The sequence below is a fragment of the Gimesia benthica genome (genome assembly GCF_009720525.1).
In the GTDB taxonomy this organism is placed as follows: domain Bacteria; phylum Planctomycetota; class Planctomycetia; order Planctomycetales; family Planctomycetaceae; genus Gimesia; species Gimesia benthica.
Window position 1 is genome coordinate 7,374,677 of the sequence record NZ_CP043930.1, and the last position, 24,840, is coordinate 7,399,516.

16 protein-coding genes are annotated in these 24,840 nt (G+C 51.8%); 5 read left to right on the forward strand and 11 right to left on the reverse strand.

The features are described from left to right. Window positions 1–41: 41 nt before the first annotated feature. Window positions 42–1,829 (forward strand): arylsulfatase, encoded by a 1,788-nt coding sequence (locus F1728_RS28865; protein WP_194242577.1) that lies wholly within the window; start codon window positions 42–44, stop codon window positions 1,827–1,829. A gap of 7 nt (window positions 1,830–1,836) precedes the next feature. Here the strand turns inward: F1728_RS28865 and F1728_RS28870 are convergent, their stop codons facing one another. The 4 genes from F1728_RS28870 to F1728_RS28885 all read right to left on the reverse strand — a co-directional run bounded on the left by F1728_RS28870 (window position 1,837) and on the right by F1728_RS28885 (window position 7,818). Next, complete coding sequence (locus F1728_RS28870; RefSeq protein WP_155366900.1) at window positions 1,837–2,097, reverse strand: hypothetical protein; 261 nt, start codon at window positions 2,095–2,097, stop codon at window positions 1,837–1,839. Window positions 2,098–2,281: 184 nt separating this feature from the next. Then, on the reverse strand, window positions 2,282–3,061 hold the full coding sequence (locus F1728_RS28875; RefSeq protein WP_155366901.1) for a TPM domain-containing protein: 780 nt from the start codon (window positions 3,059–3,061) through the stop codon (window positions 2,282–2,284). After that, complete coding sequence (locus F1728_RS28880) at window positions 3,003–3,803, reverse strand: TPM domain-containing protein (protein ID WP_155366902.1); 801 nt, start codon at window positions 3,801–3,803, stop codon at window positions 3,003–3,005. The genes F1728_RS28875 and F1728_RS28880 overlap by 59 nt, the downstream gene beginning before the upstream one ends. 52 nt (window positions 3,804–3,855) lie before the next feature. Beyond that, a complete protein-coding gene (locus tag F1728_RS28885; RefSeq protein ID WP_194242578.1) occupies window positions 3,856–7,818 on the reverse strand; it encodes a PQQ-binding-like beta-propeller repeat protein in 3,963 nt (1,320 codons plus the stop codon). A gap of 336 nt (window positions 7,819–8,154) precedes the next feature. On the opposite strand from F1728_RS28885, the gene F1728_RS28890 reads away from it, so the two are divergent. Together F1728_RS28890 and F1728_RS28895 are read left to right on the forward strand one after the other, a co-directional pair. Next, a complete protein-coding gene (locus tag F1728_RS28890; RefSeq protein ID WP_194242579.1) occupies window positions 8,155–9,483 on the forward strand; it encodes a leucine-rich repeat domain-containing protein in 1,329 nt (442 codons plus the stop codon). Window positions 9,484–9,501: 18 nt separating this feature from the next. Continuing rightward, window positions 9,502–10,404: a uracil-DNA glycosylase gene (locus tag F1728_RS28895; RefSeq protein ID WP_155366905.1), complete on the forward strand. Its 903-nt coding sequence runs from the start codon at window positions 9,502–9,504 to the stop codon at window positions 10,402–10,404. A gap of 20 nt (window positions 10,405–10,424) precedes the next feature. On the opposite strand, the gene F1728_RS28900 is transcribed toward F1728_RS28895, so the two are convergent. The 3 genes from F1728_RS28900 to F1728_RS28910 form a co-directional block, all read right to left on the reverse strand. Next, window positions 10,425–10,949 (reverse strand): CBS domain-containing protein, encoded by a 525-nt coding sequence (locus F1728_RS28900; protein ID WP_155366906.1) that lies wholly within the window; start codon window positions 10,947–10,949, stop codon window positions 10,425–10,427. Window positions 10,950–11,281: 332 nt separating this feature from the next. Further along, window positions 11,282–12,310, reverse strand: coding sequence for an alpha/beta hydrolase family protein (locus F1728_RS28905; protein WP_155366907.1), 1,029 nt, complete (start codon window positions 12,308–12,310; stop codon window positions 11,282–11,284). A gap of 26 nt (window positions 12,311–12,336) precedes the next feature. Next, window positions 12,337–12,984, reverse strand: coding sequence for a TlpA family protein disulfide reductase (locus F1728_RS28910; protein ID WP_194242580.1), 648 nt, complete (start codon window positions 12,982–12,984; stop codon window positions 12,337–12,339). A gap of 266 nt (window positions 12,985–13,250) precedes the next feature. Between F1728_RS28910 and F1728_RS28915 the strand changes: the two genes are divergently transcribed. Continuing rightward, window positions 13,251–14,375 (forward strand): c-type cytochrome, encoded by a 1,125-nt coding sequence (locus tag F1728_RS28915; RefSeq protein ID WP_194242581.1) that lies wholly within the window; start codon window positions 13,251–13,253, stop codon window positions 14,373–14,375. A gap of 8 nt (window positions 14,376–14,383) precedes the next feature. Here the strand turns inward: F1728_RS28915 and cls are convergent, their stop codons facing one another. Both cls and F1728_RS31980 read right to left on the reverse strand, forming a co-directional pair. Then, complete coding sequence (gene cls / locus F1728_RS28920; RefSeq protein WP_228030890.1) at window positions 14,384–15,646, reverse strand: cardiolipin synthase; 1,263 nt, start codon at window positions 15,644–15,646, stop codon at window positions 14,384–14,386. Continuing rightward, complete coding sequence (locus tag F1728_RS31980) at window positions 15,529–15,813, reverse strand: PLDc N-terminal domain-containing protein (RefSeq protein ID WP_228030905.1); 285 nt, start codon at window positions 15,811–15,813, stop codon at window positions 15,529–15,531. The genes cls and F1728_RS31980 overlap by 118 nt, the downstream gene beginning before the upstream one ends. A 270-nt stretch (window positions 15,814–16,083) precedes the next feature. Between F1728_RS31980 and F1728_RS28925 the strand changes: the two genes are divergently transcribed. Further along, window positions 16,084–22,227, forward strand: coding sequence for an alpha-2-macroglobulin family protein (locus F1728_RS28925; RefSeq protein WP_228030393.1), 6,144 nt, complete (start codon window positions 16,084–16,086; stop codon window positions 22,225–22,227). Between the two features lie 6 nt (window positions 22,228–22,233). On the opposite strand, the gene F1728_RS28930 is transcribed toward F1728_RS28925, so the two are convergent. Together F1728_RS28930 and F1728_RS28935 are read right to left on the reverse strand one after the other, a co-directional pair. Next, window positions 22,234–24,162: a hypothetical protein gene (locus F1728_RS28930; protein ID WP_155366911.1), complete on the reverse strand. Its 1,929-nt coding sequence runs from the start codon at window positions 24,160–24,162 to the stop codon at window positions 22,234–22,236. A gap of 204 nt (window positions 24,163–24,366) precedes the next feature. Next, on the reverse strand, window positions 24,367–24,765 hold the full coding sequence (locus tag F1728_RS28935; protein ID WP_155366912.1) for a hypothetical protein: 399 nt from the start codon (window positions 24,763–24,765) through the stop codon (window positions 24,367–24,369). Between the last annotated feature and the right edge of the window lie 75 nt (window positions 24,766–24,840).

Sequence of the window (24,840 nt, forward strand, 5' to 3'; positions counted from 1 at the left end):
ACCGCAATCGCGACTCAACACCAAGACTGAGGCTGTTTTTCATGAAATTACGACGTTTCCTCCTGACTGCGGTTTTCGGTCTGATCTGTCTGATGTCTCTGGAATATGCCCAGGCACAGGAACCAACCAAACGGCCCAATATTCTGCTGATTATGGCTGATGACCAGGGATACTGGGACACTGAAGTTGCTGGCAATCCTCACATCGAAACGCCTGCTTTAAAACAGATGGCGGCGGAAGGGGTCACGTTCACACACTTCCATGCAAACATGGTTTGTGCTCCCACACGCGCCGGATTGATGACGGGGCGACATTATCTGCGGACCGGACTTTATAACACCCGCTTTGGTGGTGATACGCTGGGGCGGAATGAAACGACGATCGCACAGGTGCTGAAATCAGCCGGCTATCGGACGGCGTTGTTCGGAAAATGGCATCTCGGGCGTTATTCTCAATATCAGCCGCACCGACGGGGCTTCGATCATTTCTTCGGTCATTACCATGGTCATATCGAACGCTATTCGAATCCAGACCAGGTGGTGGTTAACGGGCAACCAGTCGAAACGCTCGGCTATGTTACCGATCTGTTTACTGAAGCGGCGATCGATTTTATCAAACGCGACCAGCAGCAACCCTTTTTCTGTTTTCTGGCCTTCAATGCACCGCATTCCCCCTTTCTCCTGGATACGACTCACTTCGGTCAACCGGAGGGGGACAAGCTGATTGAGAAATACCTCGCCAAGGGGCTTCCTCTCCGAGAAGCACGCATTTATGGAATGGTGGAGCGCATCGATCAAAATCTCAGTCGATTGTTCAAAGTGCTGAAGGAACAGGGACTGGATGAGGAGACGCTGGTGATTTATACCAGCGATAATGGAGGCGTCAGCAAAGCGTTCAAGGCGGGCCTTAAAGGAGGTAAGGGGAGTGCCTATGAAGGAGGGACCCGAGTGCCTTTCGTCGTCCGCTGGCCTGGTCAGATTCCAGCAGGAAAAAAGACCGACGCGCTGGTGGCTCAGATTGATCTGTTTCCCACGTTCTGCGAACTGGCGGGAGTCAGTATTCCCGAAGGTGTTGACCTTGATGGAAAATCCATTCTGTCTCTCATGCAGCAGGGGGGAGGTGAGTCGCCTCATGAGTACCTGTATCACACCTGGGATCGTTACACACCGAACCCCTGGCATCGCTGGTCGATTCATGGTCCACGGTTCAAGCTGGTAGGACACGATCCTCAAGGCAAAAAGAAACAGCAGGAGCCGGCTGGCCAGTTGTATGACCTCACAGCAGATCCTGGTGAAACCAAAGATGTCTCCTGGAAATTCCCGGAGGTGGCTTCCCGCTTGCGAAATGAGTTTCACCGCTGGTTCGATGATGTGACCCGGGGGCAGGAATATCAGCCGGCTGCGATCCCTGTGGGGGATTCTACGGAACCTGTCGTCGAGTTACAGCCGAGCTGGGCCATCATTGATGGTGACGGACTCGAATATTCGTTCGACGGATATGACTGGGATACCCTTGACGGCTGGAAATCCAACAAGAGTTCCGCGCATTGGCAGTTGGATGTATTGAAGTCGGGCCGTTATGAGGTCGAACTCAGCTATGGATATCGTTCAGAACCCACGACGAGCGGAACTCTGCAACTGACAGTAGGGGATCAGAGCCTGAGTTGTAAGCTCCCCATGACGACAAGTCAGAATGTCTTCATGAAAACCATAGCTGGGACACTGGATCTGTCTCAGGGAAAACAGAAGCTTACAATTCGTGCCGCCGCCCCTGCGGGGATCCAGGGACTGCGACTGAATTCAATCTGGCTCAAAGCATTGCCTGAATAAATCAGGATCAGAGTGACTTACGAATTCGCTGGAAACTTTCCTGGATCTCTTTGCCGACATTCCACAGCGCGTCGGCCACTCCGCCTGCTGATTCTGAGACGGCATCTTTCATCGGTTTATAATCGTCTTTTAATTTATCAAACCGACCGGTGACCTGATCCCACTCGTCCTGTGCTTCCTTCTTCCCCAGATGAATCTTCAGGGCCAGTTCATCGCGTTGCTGTTGCAGTGCACTGATCAGTTCGTCCATGCGATTGCGGTTAGTCATGGTCATGGTTCCTTACTTTGGATCATTCTCTTGAAAACAAAGATCAACGGGTCAGATTGATTCTTGCTTAGTTTTAACGGCTCATTACTGACATTATACCAGTTTTCCGAGGAAGTCGACAGCCGTTAAGTTGCAACTGACAAATATTTAATGGCTTACATCAGTTGTCTACCTTGGGGCTGTATCAGTCAATCAGAACCAGGGCATCCTGAAGTTCGTTCTTATCATCAGAGGCGCGAGGCAGGAGTATGGCTGCCTGGTCGCCGATTTCGCGGATGACTTCACATATCGTTTCAGAAGCTTTCCCTGAGTGGAGACCTGCTGTCAGTTTTTGACAGATCTGATCAATGAAAGACTGCCCCAGTTTGTCGATGACTGACTGGTCAGCCAGTGCCACTGCCACATGCTCAAACAGGGAAATGTAGATGAGTACTCCGGTCCCCCCTTCGGTGTGATGGACGCGCTTATCGAAAAAGATCTCCCGGGCACGAGCGGCAACTTCGTCCTGCATCTGTTGTCGGGGTGTAAACAGACGACGAAGCCAACCGATCCGGCTTCCGGCAATCGCTCCCAGAATAAACGCGATGACCATCGCGAGGGCCGCCAGAATCAGTTCGACAACGACGGGTAAACCTCCCCAGTCACCTGCCTGTCCCTGAACACGGGGAAAGAAATACCAGAAGCCCAGTCCTGTGATAACGGTCAACCAGAGCCCCACAACGTCTTCCGGACGATCGTAGCGACCCGAAGATGTAGCCACTACGGGAACAATCTCACAGGATGTTTTACCCTCGGCGTCAACAACGGCCTGCTCAACCTGCTTCTGTTGTTCTTCGGTTAAAAAGTTAAATGCGCTCTGCATGGAAATGAGCTTTCGATCTGGAAACTGGGGAATAACGATCTGGTTACCACGAGCCGGTGGCACCGCCACCACCGGAGAAGCCACCTCCGAACGAGCCGCCACTGAAACCGCCTCCTCCACCTCCCCGATTGGTGAGCATCTGGTAGAGAATCGTGCCGATCACCGCAAAGATGACGCCCCAGAATAACCAGGCCCAGCCACTGGATCCGCGGCGAATTAAAGAGACGATGGTGAAAATGGCCAGTCCAATCGCCACCGCGATGATGACGTAGCTCCAGGCAGACTGTGGCTTGGCAGGCATTGACAGCTTGCGTGCCATTTTATCGAGGGCCTCGACTCCCGCCAGAATACCCTGCGAAAACTGTCCCTGTTTGAAATGGGGGATAATGTAGTCGTCCATGATTTCACGGCACTTGGCATCGTCTTCCCGACCCCAGCCAGCACCGAGCTCTATGCGTGCCTTGCGATCATCTTTAGATACCAGCAACAGAATGCCGGTATTCCAATCCTGATCATTCAGTTTGGCATGTCCGATCTGCCACTGATTGAAGAGGATCGTAGCAAAGGTTTCGATCCGCATGTCAGCGCCGCCATGTTTAGCCATCGAATCGATGGTGACAACAATGATCGGCGTCGCCTTGTCGGTAAGCAACTTATCGCAGATCTCCTGGATCTTTTTCTTAGTCGGCTCATCGATCATGCCGGCCAGATCGCGAACGAATTCACGATCTCCCGGCGGTTCGAGCGTTAATTCCAGGGCATGAACTGAATTCAGCCTGCTGAAACTGATTATAGTCAGCGTCAGAAAGACGACGAGGTATTGATACTTGAGTAGGGATTTCACGTGATCTCGCTTGATTCAGAGAACTGACATCAGTGATTGAACTGAAGTCAGTCTATGAATCTGTGCGGATAATTTCAATTCCACTTAACGCGGCCGGCATCTGCTCTGCCGCTTCGTTTTGCGGGACCAGTTCAAGATGTAGATTGTCTTTGACTGGAATACCTTCGAATTTCCGAACCTGGATGCCCTGTTTCCCGTGTGGGTTGAAATCTTTCTGTACCACTTTACCCTGCAGTTTAATCGTAAACAGGGGAGCAGCCTGAGAGTCATTCACAGAGACGGGTTCCAGTTCCGAGAACGAGAGCTGCACCGAATAGTTTGCAGGTGCATCATCTTTACCCAGCAGCGGAATCGAGCATTCTTTCAAACCCCGTGCCCAGGATGTATAGACCCATGGAGGTTCTGCTTCTTTTACGGGATGAGTAATTTCATTGAGGCTGTTGTAGCCACCGCCACTATTGAATATGGGGCTGATATCAAATTTGAAGTCGAGCCCTGTTTCACGACTCGGGGTTGGACGCGGATATGCCATCCAGACAGTTCCGCGAGCATCCCGTCGGTCGCCAGGGGCTCCCATGTTAAGTGCCATGTGATCGACTGGTGTTTTCGGACCGACCGAGCTGAAAATAGTCCAGTGTTTTCGTTCTTCGCGCGGTTCGAGCACAATGGTGGAAGAGATTGAAAACAGACAAACACAGCCGGCACTCGATTCCGGGATCATGACCAGACCGTTGGCTGGGATCGCGTTGATCCAGCACCCCGTACGATGGCCCGCGAAGTGACGGGTGCCTGCGTCTTTTTCCAGGTCATAAAAGCCGGTGAAACCGGAACGGAACATCAATAGGTTTTCGGAAGCGGCCAGCATGCCGCAGTGATGTCCTTCCCGCATGATACTCCAGGGAACTTCTTTACCGGTCAGTGGGTGTTTCCGCATATGCTGCAACCCAGTGTAGAGGTCGTAAGACCAGGGCTCGGCAATCACCTTGTCACCCACGATGATGGGACGATGGCGATAGTTGGCGTCCTTCTTCCAGAGAAGGGCACCATCGTTTGCATTCAGCGCAACGAGTCGACGTCGCGAGAAATCGCCGGCCATAAACTGTTTCCAGTAATGACCGTTGGCATTGGCACCGCAGAGTAGTAGAACGTTGTTCTGATAGAGCAACGTAAGTTTTCCGCCACCGATGCCAATTTCGCTACAGTCAGTCACATCGACTGGGGTGGACCAGAGTTTTTTGCCTGTCTTGACGTCGAGGGCGACTGCCAGACGCAGGTCCTGTTTTTTCAGGCGGTCTTCTGCGATTTCCCGTTCTTTCCCGGTCAAATCTTTCAGGTGCGATTTGTCCTGACGGAGAATCTCTGCCCGCTGCTCGCTGGTAATGGAGCTGTCGATAAAATATGCGGCTTCCGGACCTATGGCGATGGTGTGATGTGCGATGCTTTTGCCCTGATAGGTCCAGGCAGGTTTACCTGTTTTGACGTCGATTGCAAAAACGGCATCTGTTGAATCTTCAGTTCTGCGACCGCGGCGGATCTGTCGGGCTGCGAGTTCCTGGCGAGTCGTCGCGGTGCCGAACAACAAGCCGTCTTGATAGGCGAGGTATCCCCATTCGTGCTTGCCATCATTGAACTGTTCGGGCAGGGGAATCTTAGTGACCGTTTTTCCCGTAGCGGCATCCAGTTGATAACAATATTCTTTCATCATGAAGAACAGGCTGTCTTCACTGGCAACCAGGTTGCCAGGATTCTGGTTCTGGAATACCCCGGTACGGATGGCCTGGGGATTTTCACGTTCCCAGAGAAACAGTCCGTTGTATGCATCGAAGGCCATGATGGTGGTTTCACCCTGAATGAACAGGCGGCCGTTGATTGCCAGTGGACCTACTGCACCTTCATGGCGGTTTACCATTTTCTTTTCACCGGGGTCGCCAAACCAGAGCACTCCCAGACCACCTCTGACGAGTTGATCCTTGCTGCTCGCGGTGTTTCCCGGATCTGCATATTGATGAGACCAACTGCCGGCTCCCGGCAGAGCCCCTCGAATGAGCAGGGCATAGTCACCCTGAGTCTTAATCTCAGCGGTTTCGGTAAGGCCGGTATCTTTGAGCCAGCCTGTCAGGCTGGCTGAATCCGTTGTCGCTGATTTCGGGTCGGCGGGGGTTCCCAGACAGATAGTGCCTCCCAGCGGTTTGACATGAGTGGCGACATCTTGGGGAATCCCAGGGACTTTTCCTGTTTTGAGCAGTGTGTCTGAGACAATCAGATTTGCAAAGTAGTGTGAATAAGGCAGCGGCGATAGTTCGGTCTGATGGAATGTGATCCGATGTCCGTAGTAGCCTGCCTGGCTCAGTTTTTCCCGAGCTGCAGCAACTTTGGTAGCATCGGGTTCGATACAGTAGATTTTCAACTTTGAGTTGCGGGCCAGTTCGTAAGCCAACTGTCCCTCTTCACCACCCAGAACCAGGCAGAAACCGTTCTGGACTCCCGTGTTTTTCAGGATGTCCTGAGCAGCCTGCTGGTAACGGGCAGAGGTTGCATTGTCCGCATATGGATTTTGTGTGGAGACTGTATCGAGTTCCGTCAGCTTTTCAGTCGGAGTACTTGAGGAACCAAAACCGATGATGTCGCCAGCGGACGTGCTGACAACCAGTTGGCCATCTGAAACAGCCAGTCCCCGGGCCTTACCTTTGACTTTCAATGTCTGCAGGACCTTGCCGGAATCGGCTTCGAGAATCAGCACCTGCTCCTGACCGCCGGCGATGACTTTATCTCCCGCCACGATCAGTGAGTCACGGGCTACAATTGGCTTTTCCCAGATGACGCCCGCTTGTGTGTATTGTTTATTTTCTTCCTGTAATTTCTTGATCTGATCCCGGGCGGCTGTGGCTTGCTCGCCTTTGAGACTGCGGAGCTTACGGAACAGACCGTTGATGGTCATTTCATTGGCGTGGGCTTTCTGGGAGCCTTGGGCATGCTCGAGCCGATTCACTTTCAACAGGCTCGTATCGGTGGCCAGGTAAGCGTACTCATCTTTGACGACCATCTGTTGTCCGTTGATCCAGGCAAAGCCTACATCGCCTTCATCCTGAGTCAGGGCGAGAATGTGGTGAGCACCCATCGAATAGATCTGACCATCAGCTAACAGTGCCTGAGTCCCGCCGACGACACCACCCGCGGTGCTGCGCCAACTGTAAGATCGATTGTGTTCCTGTTCCCCTGTCTTTTTGTTGAAGGCAGCGGGAAGAGAACGACCAGAGGGGAAAAACAGGAAATCGTCATTAGCCAGAATATAGCCCTGGGGAGAGAGTTCATTTCGACCAGCGCTGGTCTGACTCAGGTTATCGATTTTCCAGATTACTTTGCCAGAATTAGCCTCAACGGCATAGAGGTAAATGTTTTCGTGGGGAAAAATGCCGGCACCAAAATAGGCGATTCCCTCGTCGATCAGTACGTTTGTGCGGACGGGCCAGCGGGAGACCATTTCTCCGCGGGCGATAATCATTTCTTCGTTCAGCCCTGCCCGCAGTTTCCAGATCTCTTTTCCAGTCGCTGCGTCAAGGCAATACACGAATCCATCATCGGAGCCAAAATAGACTTTTGCCTGATGGACGGTCGGGGAGAGACGAATCGGGCCGCCGGTAAAGAAACGCCAGACTACCTGTCCACTTTTCAGATCAACACAACGCAACTGATGATCGACCGAGGATCCGAAATAGACCTTTCCTGCTGAGATCGCGACCTGAAAGGCATCGTCAAAATCGACCCGCGATTCCAGATCGTGGCCTTCGATGACCCGTTCGCCGGGGTCGGTCTGGCCAGTCTGAGGTGCACTTGGAGCAGAGTATTGCCAGACAGGGACCAAGGGAGTCTGAACGCTGTCCGTAGTGGCACCAGCACGCTCCCGATCCATGAGATAGGTCGGCCAGTCTTTCGCTGACAGCTCATGCCCGGGCTGAGTTAAAACAGAGACGAGGGTAAGCAGACAGAGGGTGAGGAGGGGGAGTCGCTGTTTCACTGATTGATCCTTCATAATCTGGCGGAGATCATTCCGAGCCGCCTGTTTGAGGGGGCGGGTAATAACCAAGCTAACATATCGATGGATATTGATGCCATTGAGTATACCGGGGCTGGTCGTGGAATCGCAAGTAGTTGCAGAAAACAGACGCTTTGAATTGCAATGTTTCTGGCAGGGCTCTATTTTGGGGATCATTGTTAGTATTGTGAGTGCGTTTGGTGAATCTTTGATTTTGAGTCAGGGAACGCTGGCCTGACACTCGCAATCAGCTCACGATTTATCAAAAGATCGGTACCTGAAGTGCGTGTCCAATTGAAATCTATGAGGGATCTCAGGATGAAGAATAAGATATTACTTTCTCTGGCAGGTTTGTGTCTGTTTAGCGGCTGCCCCGCTAACAATCCTCCGTCTGATCAGGGACAGCAGAAACAGGAACAGCCGACAGAAGGTAAAGCACAGAAAACCGTACCAGAGAAAGAAGCGGCGGTGAAACCCGATGATCCTGAAGCGGTCAAAGCCTTCAAAGCTCTGGATGCGAAAATGGTAACCTCCGACGATGGACGGGTGCTCATTCTCGATTTGAAAGGGACCAACGCCAAGGACGAAGACCTGAAGCATCTGGCTGGTTTGCCTTCCCTGGAACGGCTGATTATCTGGGGACCTAATTTTACCGATGAAGCGACCAAAGAGATCGGTAAAAAGAAGGGGCTCTGGTTTGTCAGTCTGGAAAGCACGGCCATTGGCGATGCAGGGGTCAAAAATCTTGCCGACCTGCAGGATCTGCAGGTACTCTCATTGCGGGCGACCAACATTACCAACGATGCGCTGAAGACAGTCGCGCAGTTTCCCAAGCTGAAAGACCTCGATCTGCGCTTCAATAAGGAAATCAACGACGAAGGGATGCCGTTGATCAAGGATATGAAGAATCTGAGGGTGCTGAAGCTCCAGGCAACTCAGGTGACCGATGATGGCATGAAAGATGTGGCGCAACTGCCTAATCTGCAGCGATTGAATACCTGGGGACGCAATATCTCTGATAAGACGCTGGCACTGCTCAAGGATAAGAATCTGGTATCACTGGAACTGGATGATACGGAAATCTCTGATGAGGGGCTCCAGCACCTCAAGGGGATGACCAACATGGAAGCCCTGCATCTGCGTCGCGACTTTGTAACAGACGCGGGTATCGAAAATATCAAAGATATGAAGAACCTGCAGACGCTGCATCTGCGTGATACTGTGGTCACCAATGAAGGGATGAAGAATCTGTCGGGACTGACGGAGCTGACCTACCTCGATCTGGATGAATCGATGATCGGGGACGAAGGGCTGGAGCAGCTCAAAGATCTGAAAAAACTGACCCGTCTCGGCCTCTGGGGAACCGAAACTACTGATGAAGGTTTAAAGGTGGTCTCCGGATTTACCGATCTGAATCGGCTGAATCTGGAAGGTACCCAGATTACCAATGCTGGCCTGGAGCATCTCCTGCCCCTGAAAAAACTCGAATATCTGAACCTGAGCAAAACGGAAATCGGTGATGAAGGATTACAGAAACTCACAGCCTTGAAGAATCTCAAGGAAGTGCAGGTCAGCTTCACCCAGGTGACAGATGACGGGATCAAGAAGTTCAAGGAAGCGGTTCCCGGTTGCAAGGTCAAGCATTAAAGGATTGGTCGAGAGCAGATGTCTGATCAGGAACAACAGCGGGCACAACGGGCCGTACGTCAGTTTATGCAAAGCTGGCAGCGTTCCGGGCTGACGCATATCAAACATATCGAGCCGGCGCCCGTGGTTTCTGCGCCTGTAGAAGTTGTTCCACCTGCTGTCCCTGAATCGAAAACTTCGCTGCGAATACGTCCCGTTGAGCCCGAGACTCCACCAGAACGTACACCGGTCTCCCCGCCAGAGCCAGCAGTTGAACATGTTGTTGAACCGGTTGTAGAGACCGCAGACCCGCGAAAGGATATGAGCGTGCCCCGAACAACAAAATCGAGACTTTCCAAGGCAGATCGCCAGGCACAACTGGATATTGTGGCTGGAGAAGTCTCTCAATGTCGTCAGTGCCCGGAACTGGCTGAGACACGCACTCAGACCGTATTTGGAGTCGGGAATCCAAGTGCAAAAATCATGTTTATCGGTGAGGCACCCGGGGCGGATGAAGATAAGCAGGGAGAACCCTTCGTGGGACGGGCAGGGAAGCTGCTGGATAAAATTATCGAAGCCTGCCAGATGAAACGCAGCGAGATCTATATCGCGAATATTCTCAGGTGTCGGCCCCCTGGAAACAGGAATCCGTCCGACACGGAAGCGGCAAACTGTCGAGGCTTTCTCGATGCTCAGATTGAGATTGTCGATCCGGATTACATCGTCTGCTGGGGCTCTGTGGCTGCAAAGAATCTGCTGCACTCAGAGCTTCCGATTGGCAAGATGCGCGGGCAGTTTTACGAATATGGCCGGGCCAGAGTCGTCTGTACCTACCATCCGTCTTACCTGCTGAGAAACCCATCTGCCAAGAAGAATGTCTGGGATGACATGATCTTCCTGTTCGAAGATATGGGCGTCGACCTCAAGGCAACTCAAAATTAGGAACCGTGAGGTCTTTACGACTAATCGTCAATCAGCCCATGCAACTGCAGCAACTGGCGATGAGAATTGACTCGATTCAGGTGAGGTGGATTGATGTCGTGCGTTGAGGAGTGGATTTCCGTCGTGGAAGACACTTTCACTTCCTGCTCTGTGTCGCAGTCGACTTCATCTAATGTCAGCATCAGGCGGAACAGGTCGCGGCAGGTCAGTTTTCCGATCAGCAGTCCCTCGTTTGTTACAGGCATACAGCTGTTGCGACGATCGCGGAACAGGGGAGCCTGGAGCAGGGCATCGTCGTCCGGTGAGAGGGTTTCCAGCTGAACATGCATGATGGATTCAACGGGAGCATTCATGTCTGCGAGCTGTAATTTCTGTTTCAGAAAATTGTACTCGGGAACAACGCCGACCAGTCGCATTTGATGGTCAGTCACGTAAACTTCAGGCGATTCTGCTTCGATCATGCGCCGGGCGGCTTGCTTAAGAGTTGTTCCCAGTGGCACACTGACCGGACTCTGGGTCATCAGATCACGAACTCGTACCTGCATTGTTTCTTCCTTGGCAATGACCTGTTTTGAATGGTTTCAAAACGGTTTCTACAATAGGGACGGATGAAATCGGTTTATCTCACAGGGGAGATTGAAAATTACAGGCCCACTGAAAAGTAGTTCAAGTCCACAGCTAAAAGAGCAATAGCCTTCAACCAGCCTTTCAATCAAAGATAGGTTGCCAGGAAACAACATGATGCATTTTCTCAACACATTCTCTCGAAAAGCGGGGAACTGTGCGAAAAACATGCGGGTTATGCAGGTTGTAGTGAGAAGATCTTTGAACTGAATGAGCTTTCAGAGAGAGCATATTACTGACCGCGTCACTGCATTTACTGATAGCGCTTGAGAATCTCTTCTGCGACCAGATAGACGACTTTAGGCCCCGTGGTCGCTTCAATGTGTCCCAGTTTGTGATGCGAGACCCTGGTGCCCCATTGTTCTGCCAGCTCTGCGATCCGCAGTGAAGGGACAAAGCGATCAAAGTCGGCGATATGCAGACGAATCTGATCGGGAGATAATAACGGTTGCCACTGATTCAACCGCAGTGGTTTACAAAGCGTTTCCAGTTGTGATTCCTCAGGCGGATCGTGACTGGCGCCGCGGCGGATTGCATTTACTACAGTGCCCCCTTCATCAAGGATTCGTAAGAGATCGACAGGAGGCGTAATCGCATGCGCGAATTCGAGGTTTTCCACCAGCAGAGTCGCTGTCAGCGTTAACCAGGCCCCGTGACTGATGCCCATCAGACCGATACGATGTCCCTGAGACTGGAGTGTCAGAATCAGACTCCAGAGATCGAGAACTCCCTGCCGGGCGACCATCAACTGGTGGTCGATATTTCCCCCTGCGATTAACTGTCCAGGTCGGTATCCCGGAGGAGTGCGACGGAAATTGAAAGGGCTGTCCAGCATGACCACATCGATGCCGTGAGGCGTTAACCGTTCCGCCAGTCTGTTAAAGCTGCGGACTCCTAACTGCACAATTCCATCAACGGCGACAACGGTCAGGCGTTCGGGGATGTTGTTCTGCGTGGATTGAACGGTCGATTTCCAGTGGCGACCTTTGACGCAGTCATTTTCAGGAAAACCGCTGGCGACGCTGGACTGAAACCTGAAGTCTTTTACTTCCGCAGAGGGGAATGTAGTCTTGGAGGCCGGACGTAACTCGGACTGATACTCCAACTGGGCTGGATCCGGTTTCGGAGAAAAAAACTGGTCTAACTCGCCACTCTGGAGTTCCGGCGTGGTTTCACGCGCACTCGAGACCGCCAGCGGTTGCTTTTGGTAGTAGAAGAACCGATGCAGGAGATAGAAACCAACAACCTCATCCAGGCAAGTCGACCAGAGCTTTTGAAACATGCAATAAACTCGGACTGGGGAATGTCTTATTCCGGTTTCTGTTTCAAGGCTGCTTCGATTGCTGCTTTAATATCTGCCTGCGTGATTTCCTGGCTGGGGTCTGCAAAAGAGAATTTCTTAACCAGTTTCCCACTGCGGTCGTAGATACGGTAGTGCGGGAGCGCGCCGTCGTCGATCCCAAAGGTCTCCATCGGATCCTTGTCATCGGCTGCGGTCGCCAGGACGTTAGTGAATTGGGCTTTCTGCTTTTCGAGAAATTCGCGAACGGCTTTCTGAGTTGCCTCGTCTGATTCATCCATGCTGACCGAGATGACACTCAACCCCTGATCGGCGAGTTTCTGATTCCATTCCACTGTATGGTGAAAATTCTTGACGCAGGGAATGCACCAGGTTGCCCAGAAATCAACCAGTACAACTTTACCCTGCTGTTGCTTGAGGATCTCTTCAAAACCGGCAGCATCGCTTAAGGTCAGTGTGATCTCTTCTGTCTTAGCAGGTTTGGCTTCGTGAGCGGCTGTCTCGGAGGGAGCAGCTTCGGGCTGCGGCTCAGTTTTTGTCGTTTCCTGGCTTTCCTGTGACGAGCAGCTGAATGTGAGTAGCAGCAGGCTGCAAACGAAAGCGGTGCGAAATTGAGTTTGTTGACGAAAGTTGTGTATCAGTTGTGTAAGGATCATGGTTCGTCCCTGAAAAGTGTAACTAATCGGATATACCTGTTCGAATTTTAAACAAAAACGGAAAAGGAGCATAGTGTGAAGCGGGTTTCCTTCAGTAAGATTAAAGAGTCCAATAATTATTGAAATGTCTTTTTAATCCGGGACCCTTTATGAATTTCCCTGGCAAAACGTTTCTAATCTGCACAATACTGAGTCTCTCTCTGTTAGCGGATCTTCACACACCTCTCCAAGCCGGTTCACCAGAAATCTCCGTACAAATTGAGCGATTGGAAAATACCTGGTTGTATGAAGTCGCGGATGGTGACTATCAGATTCTGGTGGAAGGAGAACCCCTGAAACGCATTACCGGGGCAGAGCTGCCTGCTTTACGCGACTTGGAGATTAAGTTACAGAAACAGAAGCAGAATGATCCTCGGGCAGCGCAACAGCTCAATGCGCTGTTGATTGCCATGGGACGCATTGCGGACGAACCGACTCTGATCTACCTGCATGAACTTTTCGAATCGTATCCCGAGCGACGAAATGATGTGGCTGAGGCGATCAGCTGGTATTCACAGGAGAATCAGCGCCGGGATGCCGACTGGCGGATTCTGGTACGGTCGTTGAATATCGTCGAAGGAAAACAGGCCCGGGCTGTGATGCAGGCATTGACCCGCTTTCACAGGCGATCCAACAAAGCGCAATGGATTCGGCAGGTGATTCTGGTCGGGCTGCAGCAGAATCCTGAGGGGCAGGCGATTGCAGTGAAACTGCTGGAGCACTGGACTGGACAACATCTCGAACAGTCGGGAGAAGCTGCTTCATCTCCGCTCGTGGCCTGGCAAAAATGGTTTGCTCAAAAATATCCGGACGAACTTCCCGCGGAACTTCCGGTGGAACCAGAGGACAGCCGCTGGAAATATGCCGGCCTGTTGAAAGAATTGAAGAACGAGTCGACAAAACCAGCTAATCTGAAGCTGGGAGCTGAGGCGTTTGTAAAAGCGACCTGTGTCAAATGTCATCTTTTTGGAAAAACAGGTGAGAAAATCGGACCTGATCTGACTCATATCAGCAGGCGTTTCCAGCAGAAGGAGATCCTGCAGGCGACCATCTTTCCTTCCCATTTCGTTTCCGAAGAATATCCCACGTTTACCATCATTACCAGTGCCGGTAAGTCTCATACCGGCATGATGGGCGCAGCGGGACCCGATGAGATTATGTTGCTGACCAGTGAAGGCAAACGACAGCTGATTAAAAAGAAGGATGTGGATGAGATCATCCCCGTCAAGAAATCGTCAATGCCGGATGGGCTGCTGAATCTACTGACGAAAGCCGAGGCCGTGCAGCTGATTCGCTATCTGTCCCGACTGCCTGAAGGGGCGTCGGAAGCATATCGGCATTCAACCCGATAAACGTGCCGTTACATGACGGGCGCAAACAGGCGATAGATATTCTGTTTTAATATCACCAATCTGCTTCGTTGGTCCCACTCAGCCTCAGTGATTCTGATGGCATCCAGCAGGTCCTGCTCACAGGTTTCTCTCAGACGCTGGGCAAACTTGCGGTCATAGATTGCCAGTCCGACTTCGAAATTGAGAATCAGGCTACGGGAATCAAAGTTGGCGGTCCCCACGAGGGACCAGCAGCCATCGATCGTAAGTGTTTTGGAATGCAGGATTCCCTTGTTGTACTCGTAGATTTCCACGCCGGCATCGAGCAGCGAATCATAATAGGAGCGGCCGGCATGTACGGTCGAGGGATTTGCCGACTTGCCGGAAACCAGCAGTCTCACATGAACTCCCCGCCGCGCTGCTGATTCGAGCGCAGTTGTTAATGATTCTGGCGGGACGAAATAAGACGTCGTCAGTAACAGACTCTCGCGGGCTTCATTGATGGCGGCAAACATCAGGGTCAGGAATACATCTGCATTTTTTTCCGGCCCGGAACAGAGCGTCTGTGCTGTGACGTTCCCATCGGTTTCCGGATGGGGATAATACTGAGAATGAGTCAGGGCTTCCCCGGTGGCGAAGAACCAGTCTTCTGCAAACACCTGTTGCAACTGCAGTGTTTCGGGACCTTCGATTTTGAGATGGGTATCGCGCCAGAAGCCAAGATTCTGATGCAGTCCCAGATATTCATCACCGATGTTCATACCACCGGTGAATGCCACGTTCCCGTCGACAATCACAATTTTACGATGGTTACGAAGATTGATCGACCAGCGCTCGCGAATTGAAGCACCTGGCAGGAAAGGGGCGACCTGAATCCCTGCGGCAATCATCGGCTTGAAGAAGTGGTTCCTGAGATTCATTGACCCGAAACCGTCATAGAGAAAGCGAACTTCAACGCCTGCATTTGCTTTTTCAATCAGCAGGTCGCGTAGCATGGTGCCTGATTGATCGGGTTGCCAGATATAGTATTCCAGGTGCAGGGAATGTTGGGCGTTTAGAATCGCCTGTTTAATCAGGCCCAGTGTGCGGTTGGTATCTGTCAATAGTTCGATGCTGTTGCCATAAGTGGGCACGGTATGTGCGATGTTCTGTGCAAGTCGCATCAAATTCTGATTCAGGACCAGGTACTCATCGTTGGAGAGCAGCTGGTTTTGAACGATCTGGGGGAGTTTAGGAGCCAGAGACTGATTGGCCCGCTCTTTCGATCTGGAACGCCGTTGAACGCGGTTGATTCCGAAGAAGAGATAAATGATACCCCCAGGCCGGGGAGCAGCAGAATACTTAGAATCCAGGAAACGGTGGAGACGGGGTGTCGTTTCTTCTGCAGCAGGATGTGGGGAATCAGCGCCAGCGTAATCAGGTAACCGGTAAGTGAGATTGTCGCTGTAATCCAGTCCATCGAAAAGTCTCTCGAGCGCCAGGAAGCATAATACATGCAGGAAGATCAATTTGATTCAGGATTATGCAGTAATCCACTGGTTTCTCCTACCTTGTTTTTCTGTATGGCTTGAAAATTATGAGAAATTCGGGAACTCGGCGGGAATTCCGTTCGTCAAATCAACGCGAAATATTATGATTCCCGTCTGAAGCACTTCAAAAATAAACACATCTTGATACAGGTCCTGCAATGTTAAAGTTATCCATAAAAAAACACCTTCTCTGGTCATGCATGCTGGTTAGCCTGACCTCGCTGGGAGTTTATCTCTTTGCGGCAGAAAAAAGTTCCCCCGAAGTCCGTTCGCTGGCAGATTCCTATCAGAAACAGGGAAACTACCGCGATGCCTGGGAACTGTATCAGAAGCTGGCAACCCGACAGGATAGTTCAGCAACAGAGGTGGTGCATGATCTGCAGGCAGGCATCCAGTGTCTGCAGCGTTTGAACCGCGTCAGTGAAATCGACGCGTTTCGAAAAGCGATTCTCAAAGTACACAGCGATGAACCGCTGGTTCTCTCCAGTCTTGCAGAAACACTGATTCAGGGACCTTATTTTGGATATATCATCGATGGTGAGTTCATCCGCGGTCACCAGAGGGGTGGCAGTCGATATGTGAATACACGGGAACAGGACCGTCTCCGGGCCTTACAGCTGATGAGTCAGGCGGTTGAGGAATTGAAGTCATCCAATGATCCAGCGCTCGCAGCCCAGATTTATGCTGACTATGCCAGATACCTGATGTCAGGCCGTCAGGGACGCGATGCCTGGAAGCTTCAGATTTTGACTGATCTTGAGGCAATACCCGACTACCAGAGCGTCGGGGTAGAACCTGGCAACTGGTTTCGTGGTGAACCCAGCGGAGGGTCGGAAGGGGCGCCCGTGGATGCGAATGGCAAGCCCGTTTACTATCGAGTGCCCGAGTCCTGGGAGGGAGCGGCTAATGATGGAGAACGCTGGCGATGGATGCTGGCGGAATCAGTCAAACAGGAGCCCGGGCGGGAAGGGCGCGTGCTTCTGGAAGTCGCGAATTTTACCCGCAGTCAGTTTGGCGTTCAGACCCTGCAGCAATACTTTCCCCTGCTGTACCGGACTCGGGCGATGGACGATGCCAAGGAGGAAGAGCAGGTTAATCCCTATTCTCTGGAGAGTCTGAAAGAATCCGAAACCCTCGCACGTCTGGCTACGGGAATTCAACGCTTCGAGCTGCCCGCCGATCAGAATTATATTCTGCTTTACCAGAAGGTGATCTCACTGGGTAAAAGCAACCAGGCGGAAAACGCACTGGCTCAGTTGACGAGTGTCTTCGAGAACCGGAGACAGTATCCAGAAGCTGCTAAATACCTGCAGCAGAACATTCGAGAGTATGGTGATCCCGGGCAGAATAAACAGAAGCACCTGAATCAGATTGTTGGCAGCTGGGGAGAATTCGCACCCACTCAGACACAGGCCGCAGGTCAGGGGGCTAAGGTCGATTATCGTTTCCGGAACGGTATGCAGGTCAGATTTGAAGCGTATGAGATCAACGTTGCTGAATTGTTGAAAGATGTCAAAGACTATCTCAAGTCACATCCGGACCGCCTGGACTGGAATAAAATCAATATTTCCAACCTGGGATATCGTCTGGTTCAGGAACAGCAGAAAAAATATCAGGGTGAACTGGTTTCTCGCTGGGATATGAAACTGGATCCTCTGGCAGGACACCGGGACCGTCGTGTGACTGTCACCACCCCGCTGCAGAATGCAGGAGCATATCTGCTGATCGCGAAAATGGAAGACGGGAATACCAGTCGGATTGTCGTCTGGCTGGATGATACTGTCATCGTGCACAAGCGGATGGCAGACCGGACCTTCTATTATGTGGCTGATGCCCGCAGCGGGCAGCCGGTGCCGAATGCGAATCTGGAGTTTTTTGGATATCAGAACAAATACGTCGCCCGTAATCAGCGACAGACTCTGACCGCCAGTTTTGCAGAGCAGACCGATGAAAACGGTCAGGCATTTCCTGAAGAGAATCTACTGAAACGCGAGTTTCAATGGATTGCCATCGCCCGTACGAAGTCAGGTCGATTTGCCTACCAGGGGTTCGATCGATTCTGGTACCAGCGGTCCCCCCAGGAAGAGTATCAGGTCAACAAGATTTATGGGATCACCGATCGTCCCGTCTACCGCCCTGGTCAGAAAGTCGATTATAAATTCTGGGTGCGGAACGTGGGCTATGATCTTTCGAAATCTGAGGAAGCCCTGTTTGATCAACGTGAGGTTACATTAAAGCTGATCGGGCGAGATCAGAAACAGATCTTTGAAAAAACGCTCACGACCGACGAGTATGGCGGTGCAAACGGGGAGTGGGAGATTCCCCAAGATGCCGCTCTGGGCTCTTACAGTTTTGTGGTCGAAGTCAAATATGATTTTCCACCGGGGAATAAACGAAATCGCAGATTTGCTTCGTCGTTTTCGTTCCGCGTTGAGGAATATAAGAAACCGGAATACGAAGTTTCAGTCGAGGCACCTGATGAACCCGTGGCACTGGGAGATACGATTAAAGCCAAAATTAAGGCAAAGTACTATTTTGGCAGTCCGGTGGTCAACGCGGAAGTCAAATACAAAGTAACGCGAACCTCTTACGAACAGCACTGGTATCCCTATGATCCGTGGGACTGGTTGTATGGATCCGGTTACTGGTGGTTTACCAGTGATCATCCCTGGTATCCCGGTTGGGGCCATTGGGGATGTATTGCCCCCGGTCCGTGGTGGATCCATCGTCGCTCTGCACCACCAGAAGTTGTTATGTCGAATACGGTTCCAATTGGCAGCAATGGTGAGGTTGAAATCGAGATCGACACAGCGCTGGCGAAAGCGATTCACGGCGATGAAGATCATCGATATGAGATTACTGCAGAAGTCGTTGACGAGTCTCGACGTACGATCGTGGGAAAAGGATCGGTACTGGTAGCCCGTGAACCCTTCAAAGTGTTTGCCTGGATGGATCGGGGGTATTACCGGGTTGGCGATTCGATGACGGCCAGCTTCAAGGCACAGACACTCGATCAGAAACCGGTCCAGGGAACCGGGAAGATCGTGTTATACCATATTACCTACAATCAACGGGGAGAACCACAGGAAACGGCGGTCCAGGAATGGGACGTAATCCCGCAAGAGGAAGGTACAATCAATCAAAAGATGTCCGCGACTCAGGCCGGACAATATCGAGTTGCCTGTGTCGTAACGGACAGACAGGGGAAACAGATTGAAGGGGGCTCCCTGTTCACGATCCGAGGTGAAGGTTTTGACGGCAAGGAGTATCGATTCAATGACCTGGAAATCATTGTCGAAAAGAAAAATTACCAGCCGGGGGAAAAGGTCCGTCTGTTGATCAATACGAATCAGCCGGGCAGTACCATTTTGTTGTTTTTGCGTCCCGTGAATGGAGTCTATCAGAAACCCCAGGTGCTCAAGCTGGCTGGCAAGAGTACCACTTATGAGCTGGACCTGACGTCCAAGGATCTGCCAAACCTGTTTGTGGAAGCTGTGACAATTCACCAGGGGCAGGTGTTTACCGAAGCACGTGAAATTGCCGTTCCACCAGAAAAACGGGTGGTCAACCTGGAAGTCGAATCCTCTGAAACAGAATATAAGCCCGGTCAAGACGCGACCGTGAAGCTGAAAGTGACCGATGCAGAAGGAAATCCGGTCGAGGGTTCCCTGGTGCTGAGTGTCTATGACAAGAGTGTGGAGTACATCAGCGGCGGTTCGAATGTGAGTGATATCAAATCATTCTTCTGGAAATGGAAACGTTCACATCACCCTTTGACCTACAGTAGTCTCAGTCGGAGTTTTCATAACCTGCTCAAGCAAGGTGAAATAGGCATGCAGGTGCTGGGGACTTTTGGAAATCTGATGCCTGCGAATGCTGATAAATCGGATCAATTCGGAGTCATGGAGGGTGCTGCTGGCGGGCTGGGGGCCATGCGTCGTTCAAGGGCTGTCGGTGCTACTCCGATGGCTGCAGCTCCGGAAGCAAATATGCTGATGGAAAAACAGGCCGATGCAGCCGTTGAATCAGTGGGACCCTCAGCGGTGGTCGAACCGGTCGTACGTCAGAATTTCGCAGATACCGCCTTTTGGAATGGCGCGATCAATACGGACCAGAATGGTCTGGCAGAGGTTTCCTTCAAGATGCCCGAAAATCTCACCAGTTGGAAGATTCGCAGCTGGTCAATGGGCGCAGGGACCATGGTAGGTGAAGGTCAGCGTGAAGTCGTCACTCGTAAAAATCTGATTATTCGGCTCCAGGCTCCCCGGTTCTTTACAGAGACTGATGAAGTCGTGCTGAGTGCGAACGTGCATAACTACCTGAAGACATCCAAGGATGTGCAGGTCGTGCTTGAACTGGACGGCGATGCATTGGAACCGCTGGATGAACTGACTCAGACGGTGACGATTGACGCCAATGGCGAGAAACGGATTGACTGGCGGGTCAAAGCCTCACGGGCTGGTTTTGCCGTAATTCGTATGAAAGCACTGACCGACGAGGAATCCGATGCGATGCAGGTGACCTTCCCGGTCAAAGTGCACGGAATTTTAAAAACAGAATCCTTTACCGGCAGTATTCGTCCTGGCGATACATCGGCCCAGATCAGTTTTCAGATTCCCGGCCAGCGGACGACGGAACTCAGTCGCCTGGAACTTCGTTATTCCCCCTCACTGGCAGGAGCGATGGTCGATGCACTGCCTTATCTGATTTACAACCCCCATAAAACTACAGATTGCACCCTGTATCGTTTTCTGCCAACCGTGATGACCCAGAACATTCTGAAACGAATGGGGCTGGATCTGAAGGAGATTGAGCGGAAACGGACTAACCTGAATGCCCAGGAAATTGGCGATGATCAGAAACGGGCTGAACAGTGGAAACGCTATGGTCAGAATCCGATCTTCAATCAGGCTGAGGCGGATCTGATCGTGAAGCAGGGCGTCGCAGATTTGACCAGTATGCAGTTGTCTGATGGTGGCTGGGGCTGGTTCTCTGGCTGGCAGGAACGGTCGTCTCCCTTCTTCACTGCCCGGGTTGTACAGGGGCTGGCCCTGGCGCAGCAGAGCGATGTTGCGCTGGTGCCCGGCACTTTGGAACGCGGGGTCGAGTGGTTGAAGAACTACCAGCAACAGGAAGTTCGGAAGCTTCTGAATGCACCAGCTAAAACGAAACCCTACAAAGAATATGTGTCCAACCTGGATGCCTATGTGTTCCTGGTTCTGGTCAATCAGGGCGTCACCAATGAGCAGATGTATGATTTCCTGTATCGGGATCGTACTAAATTATCGGTCTATGCCTTGGGAATGTTGGGACTGGCGTCTCATAAGCTGGAACGTCAGGATCGTCTGACGATGCTGATGGATAACATGGATCAGTACCTGGTACAGGATCCTGAAAATCAGACCGCTTATCTTAATCTGCCAGAAAACAACTGGTGGTGGCACTGGTACGGTAATGAAGTGGAAGCGAATGCTTACTATCTGAAGCTGTTGTCGAAAGTGGATCCGCAGAACCCCAAAGCGGCACAGCTGGTCAAGTATCTGCTTAACAACCGCAAGCACGCCACCTACTGGAGTTCTGTGTCGGACACTGCGATCGCAGTCGAAGCTCTGGCCGAGTACTGGACAGCCAGTGGAGAAGATCAACCCGATCTGACTCTCGAAGTTTACCTGGATGGTGAGAAACAGAAAGAGGTGAAAATTACAGCCGCCGATCTGTTTACTTATGACAACAAGTTTGTCCTGGAAGGGGACGCATTGACTGCGGGGGCTCATCGTCTGGAGATCCGGAAGCAGGGGCGGGGGCCGGTATACTATAATGCTTATGTGACGTACTTCACCAAGGAAGATTTCATCACAGCCACAGGTTTGGAAGTCAAAGTGGAACGAAAGTATTACCAGCTGATTCCCGAAGACGCGGACATTAAAACGTCCGGCTCGGAAGGTCAGGTCGTCGATCAGCGTGTGGAGAAATACCAGCGTCAGGAAATCACACGTGAGGCTGCACTCAAGAGTGGCGACCTGGTGGAAGTGGAATTGATCTTCGACAGCAAAAATGACTATGAATATCTGGTATTCGAAGATTTCCGCGCCGCTGGTCTGGAACCGGTCGAACTCCGCAGCGGATACTCCTACAACGGACTGAGGAACTATCAGGAATTTCGGGATGACCGCGTGGTCTTTTACATCCGACAACTGCCCCGCGGAAAACATAGTCTGAATTACCGGTTGCGAGCCGAAATTCCCGGGAAGTTCAGTGGCTTACCGACTACGGGCGAGGGCATGTATGCTCCCGAACTCAAAGCCAATTCCGACGAAATGAAACTGCAAATCATCGATAAATAATCGAGGTCAGATCGGCTCCCAGAAGGTACCATTCCATCTGCTGAGCCGATTCTGTTTTGCATCGAACAGATAGAGCGTGCGTTGTGGGAAGATTTGCTGCACACGGGCAGGGGGATACTGATCGGGAATGTAACGACCGGTCAGGATCTCCTGTTGTTTCAGGTCGGGCGAGTTGATGACGTAGTCGATGTGTCGATCGTGCGGATCGTGGGCGATGAGCATCATCGCGGGACGTTTGATTTGCGGATGATGATTCAGCATCTGCTGAAACTGAAAATGTTTGAGACGTGAGAAGGCAACATTACTCACGATGATTTCCAGCTTGGAGACACCCCAGAGTGGGGGTAGGACCGTCAGGTTAGTCAGGAAGGCGGCCAGCATCATGGCCAGCCAGAGAACGCACATCAGGGGACGGTCGATTTGTTGCCAGATCCGAAACAGCGTCTGCGTGGCGCGGGCAAAGATCAGCGCCCAGAGCGGGCCGGTTTCGAAGACGTAATGCCAGTGCATGATGCCGTCGTACCAGTAGGGGATGTGGACAACGTGCAGTGATATGATGGAAGCGATTACCAGCCACCAGCGGGACCACTGTTTCCATTCAGTTAATAGAAAGACCAGCGCTGCCAGGGAGAGAGGGATAATTCCCAGCGTCCACTGCAGGCTGGCCAGGAATCGGTTCTGTACATTCTGGACAGCCAGAGCCGGCGTCAGGTTTTCGGCCCACTTGTCGTAATTATTTAGGACCTTGGGCCCCAGTTTCTGCTCTCCCCGGATGACATTATTGAAACCATACACGTGCCGAGGGGTGTAGATATCGGTATAGAGCTGATAGGGCATCTTCCAGCCGCTACCGGTGATTGACTGATTATACAGAAACAGACAGATTAACCCGCACGCCAGGGGCAGCGCCAGTCCCGCCACAGGCAACCAGATTTGCCGGGCTGAGCTTTCGGTTTCTGTTTTCTTTATTTTTTGCAGACACCAGCGGACCAGTTGAACTGCCTGCCAGATTCCAAACGGGAGGGCAAAGCCGGCCGCCGTCATGGGGCGACACAGCATCGCGAAACTGAGTCCGAGCCCTGCCAGTAAGGCGTCCCCAAACGAACTGGTTCGCTGCATGCGCAGGTAGGCCCAGAGAAAGAGGGACAGTCCGACCAGGGTGGGATGATGGGCCAGTAACAGGTTACTGAAGATCGCCATCCCCGGGGAGAATGCAATGATCAGGCCGACCAGTAAGCCGACGCCATTTCCTCCGAGCTCTCGTGCTGCCCAGAAGAAAAAGAACGTCGTAATCCCACCCGCGAGCCAGTACCCCCAGTAAGGATGTCCCCAGGCGAGAAACGGGGCCAGCCAGAGTCCTGTGCCTGGAAAATAGCGGCTGGCCATCTTTCCTTCGTTCAGGACATGGACCTGGTCGAAGAGTTCTGGTGCCTCAGCATGACTGGGAAATGAAGTCCGTCCAGCCAATAAAGTTTCCGCCTGAAACAGGTAGCTGTATTCATCATGATACGCCGGGGGAAGGTCGCCGAGAGTGAGTTCTCGTTCGGCATCCACAATATGATCTGCAGTCCAGCCGCTGATAAAAAGTGATGTCAACGCCAGGAGCAGGCTGATCGAAATAGCAAACCAGTCCCGTTGTTTGTCGCTACGCTTTTTCTCGACCCACGACTGGGAGAGTCGGGGACGCAGGAACCGAGTGAAGAATCCCCAATGGATGGGGAGTGGCAGCCACCAGCAGAGTGGGCTGAAGAGGAGCAGTATGAAATACGGCGTCGTGTCGACATTCACGTACAGAAAGAAGCGGGACAGCCAGGGGAGTTGCAGATTCTCGGATTCAATCCGGTTCCATTCATAGGGGGCCAGTAAGGAGAGCAATCCGATCAGGAACAACAGATGGATCAGCGGAATCCAGCGTGAGGGGGAGGTAGGTGTCATCTCCGCTCCCGAGTTGGGCTGGGAGGAAGGTTGCTGTTTCGAATTCATGAATCGTATTGATTTCTGCGGATTGGAACCTGCTGCGAGTTCAAAGGAAAATCATAGACTTCTATTCCTTAAAGAGAGTATAGCTGTGCCGATTGGAAAAAAGAAAGGCGTGATCTCCGAGTAGACCACGCCTTTTTCAGGGAACAGAGACAGATCTCAGTTTTTCTTTTTAGCGGCCTTCTTTTTCTCGATCTGTTCCAGGATTTCTCCCAGAATTGATTTCTGTGAGGCTGAGAGTACTTCCGCGCACTCGGCGTCTTTTTTCGCATCGATTTCAGCGAGTTGTTTCTTCAGACTGTCGATCTGGGCTTTATAGTCCTTCTGTATTTTATAAATCTTCTCGCGCTGGTCATCCGTGAGATTCAGCTTTCCATAGTGATTGGGTAAGCGGACTTTCCGTTTGGCAGGAGCCTTTGTGCCTTCCGTTTTTTTAGCGGCGGGCTTTGCAGACTCGCCCTCTTTTTGCTGAGCCGGAATAGAATCGGCCGTACAGACGGTGAATGCGATCACTGTGGACAAAATGGCAATCATTTTCAAAGCATGCTGTTTCAACATGGCTTTCCCCCTCGTTAAACAACTGGAAATTGTAAACCGCCCCCATGGGGGCCACGTGTATATTATTGTGTACAC

Coding starts and splice junctions, on each gene's coding strand:
- F1728_RS28900 (WP_155366906.1), bottom strand. CDS start 10,949: ATGCAGGTACGAGTTCGTGATCTGATGACCCAGAGTCCGGTCAGTGTG.
- F1728_RS28890 (WP_194242579.1), top strand. CDS start 8,155: ATGAAGAATAAGATATTACTTTCTCTGGCAGGTTTGTGTCTGTTTAGC.
- F1728_RS31980 (WP_228030905.1), bottom strand. CDS start 15,813: ATGGACTGGATTACAGCGACAATCTCACTTACCGGTTACCTGATTACG.
- F1728_RS28865 (WP_194242577.1), top strand. CDS start 42: ATGAAATTACGACGTTTCCTCCTGACTGCGGTTTTCGGTCTGATCTGT.
- F1728_RS28910 (WP_194242580.1), bottom strand. CDS start 12,984: ATGATCCTTACACAACTGATACACAACTTTCGTCAACAAACTCAATTT.
- F1728_RS28870 (WP_155366900.1), bottom strand. CDS start 2,097: ATGACTAACCGCAATCGCATGGACGAACTGATCAGTGCACTGCAACAG.
- F1728_RS28925 (WP_228030393.1), top strand. CDS start 16,084: ATGCTGGTTAGCCTGACCTCGCTGGGAGTTTATCTCTTTGCGGCAGAA.
- F1728_RS28895 (WP_155366905.1), top strand. CDS start 9,502: ATGTCTGATCAGGAACAACAGCGGGCACAACGGGCCGTACGTCAGTTT.
- F1728_RS28930 (WP_155366911.1), bottom strand. CDS start 24,162: ATGACACCTACCTCCCCCTCACGCTGGATTCCGCTGATCCATCTGTTG.
- F1728_RS28935 (WP_155366912.1), bottom strand. CDS start 24,765: ATGTTGAAACAGCATGCTTTGAAAATGATTGCCATTTTGTCCACAGTG.
- F1728_RS28905 (WP_155366907.1), bottom strand. CDS start 12,310: ATGTTTCAAAAGCTCTGGTCGACTTGCCTGGATGAGGTTGTTGGTTTC.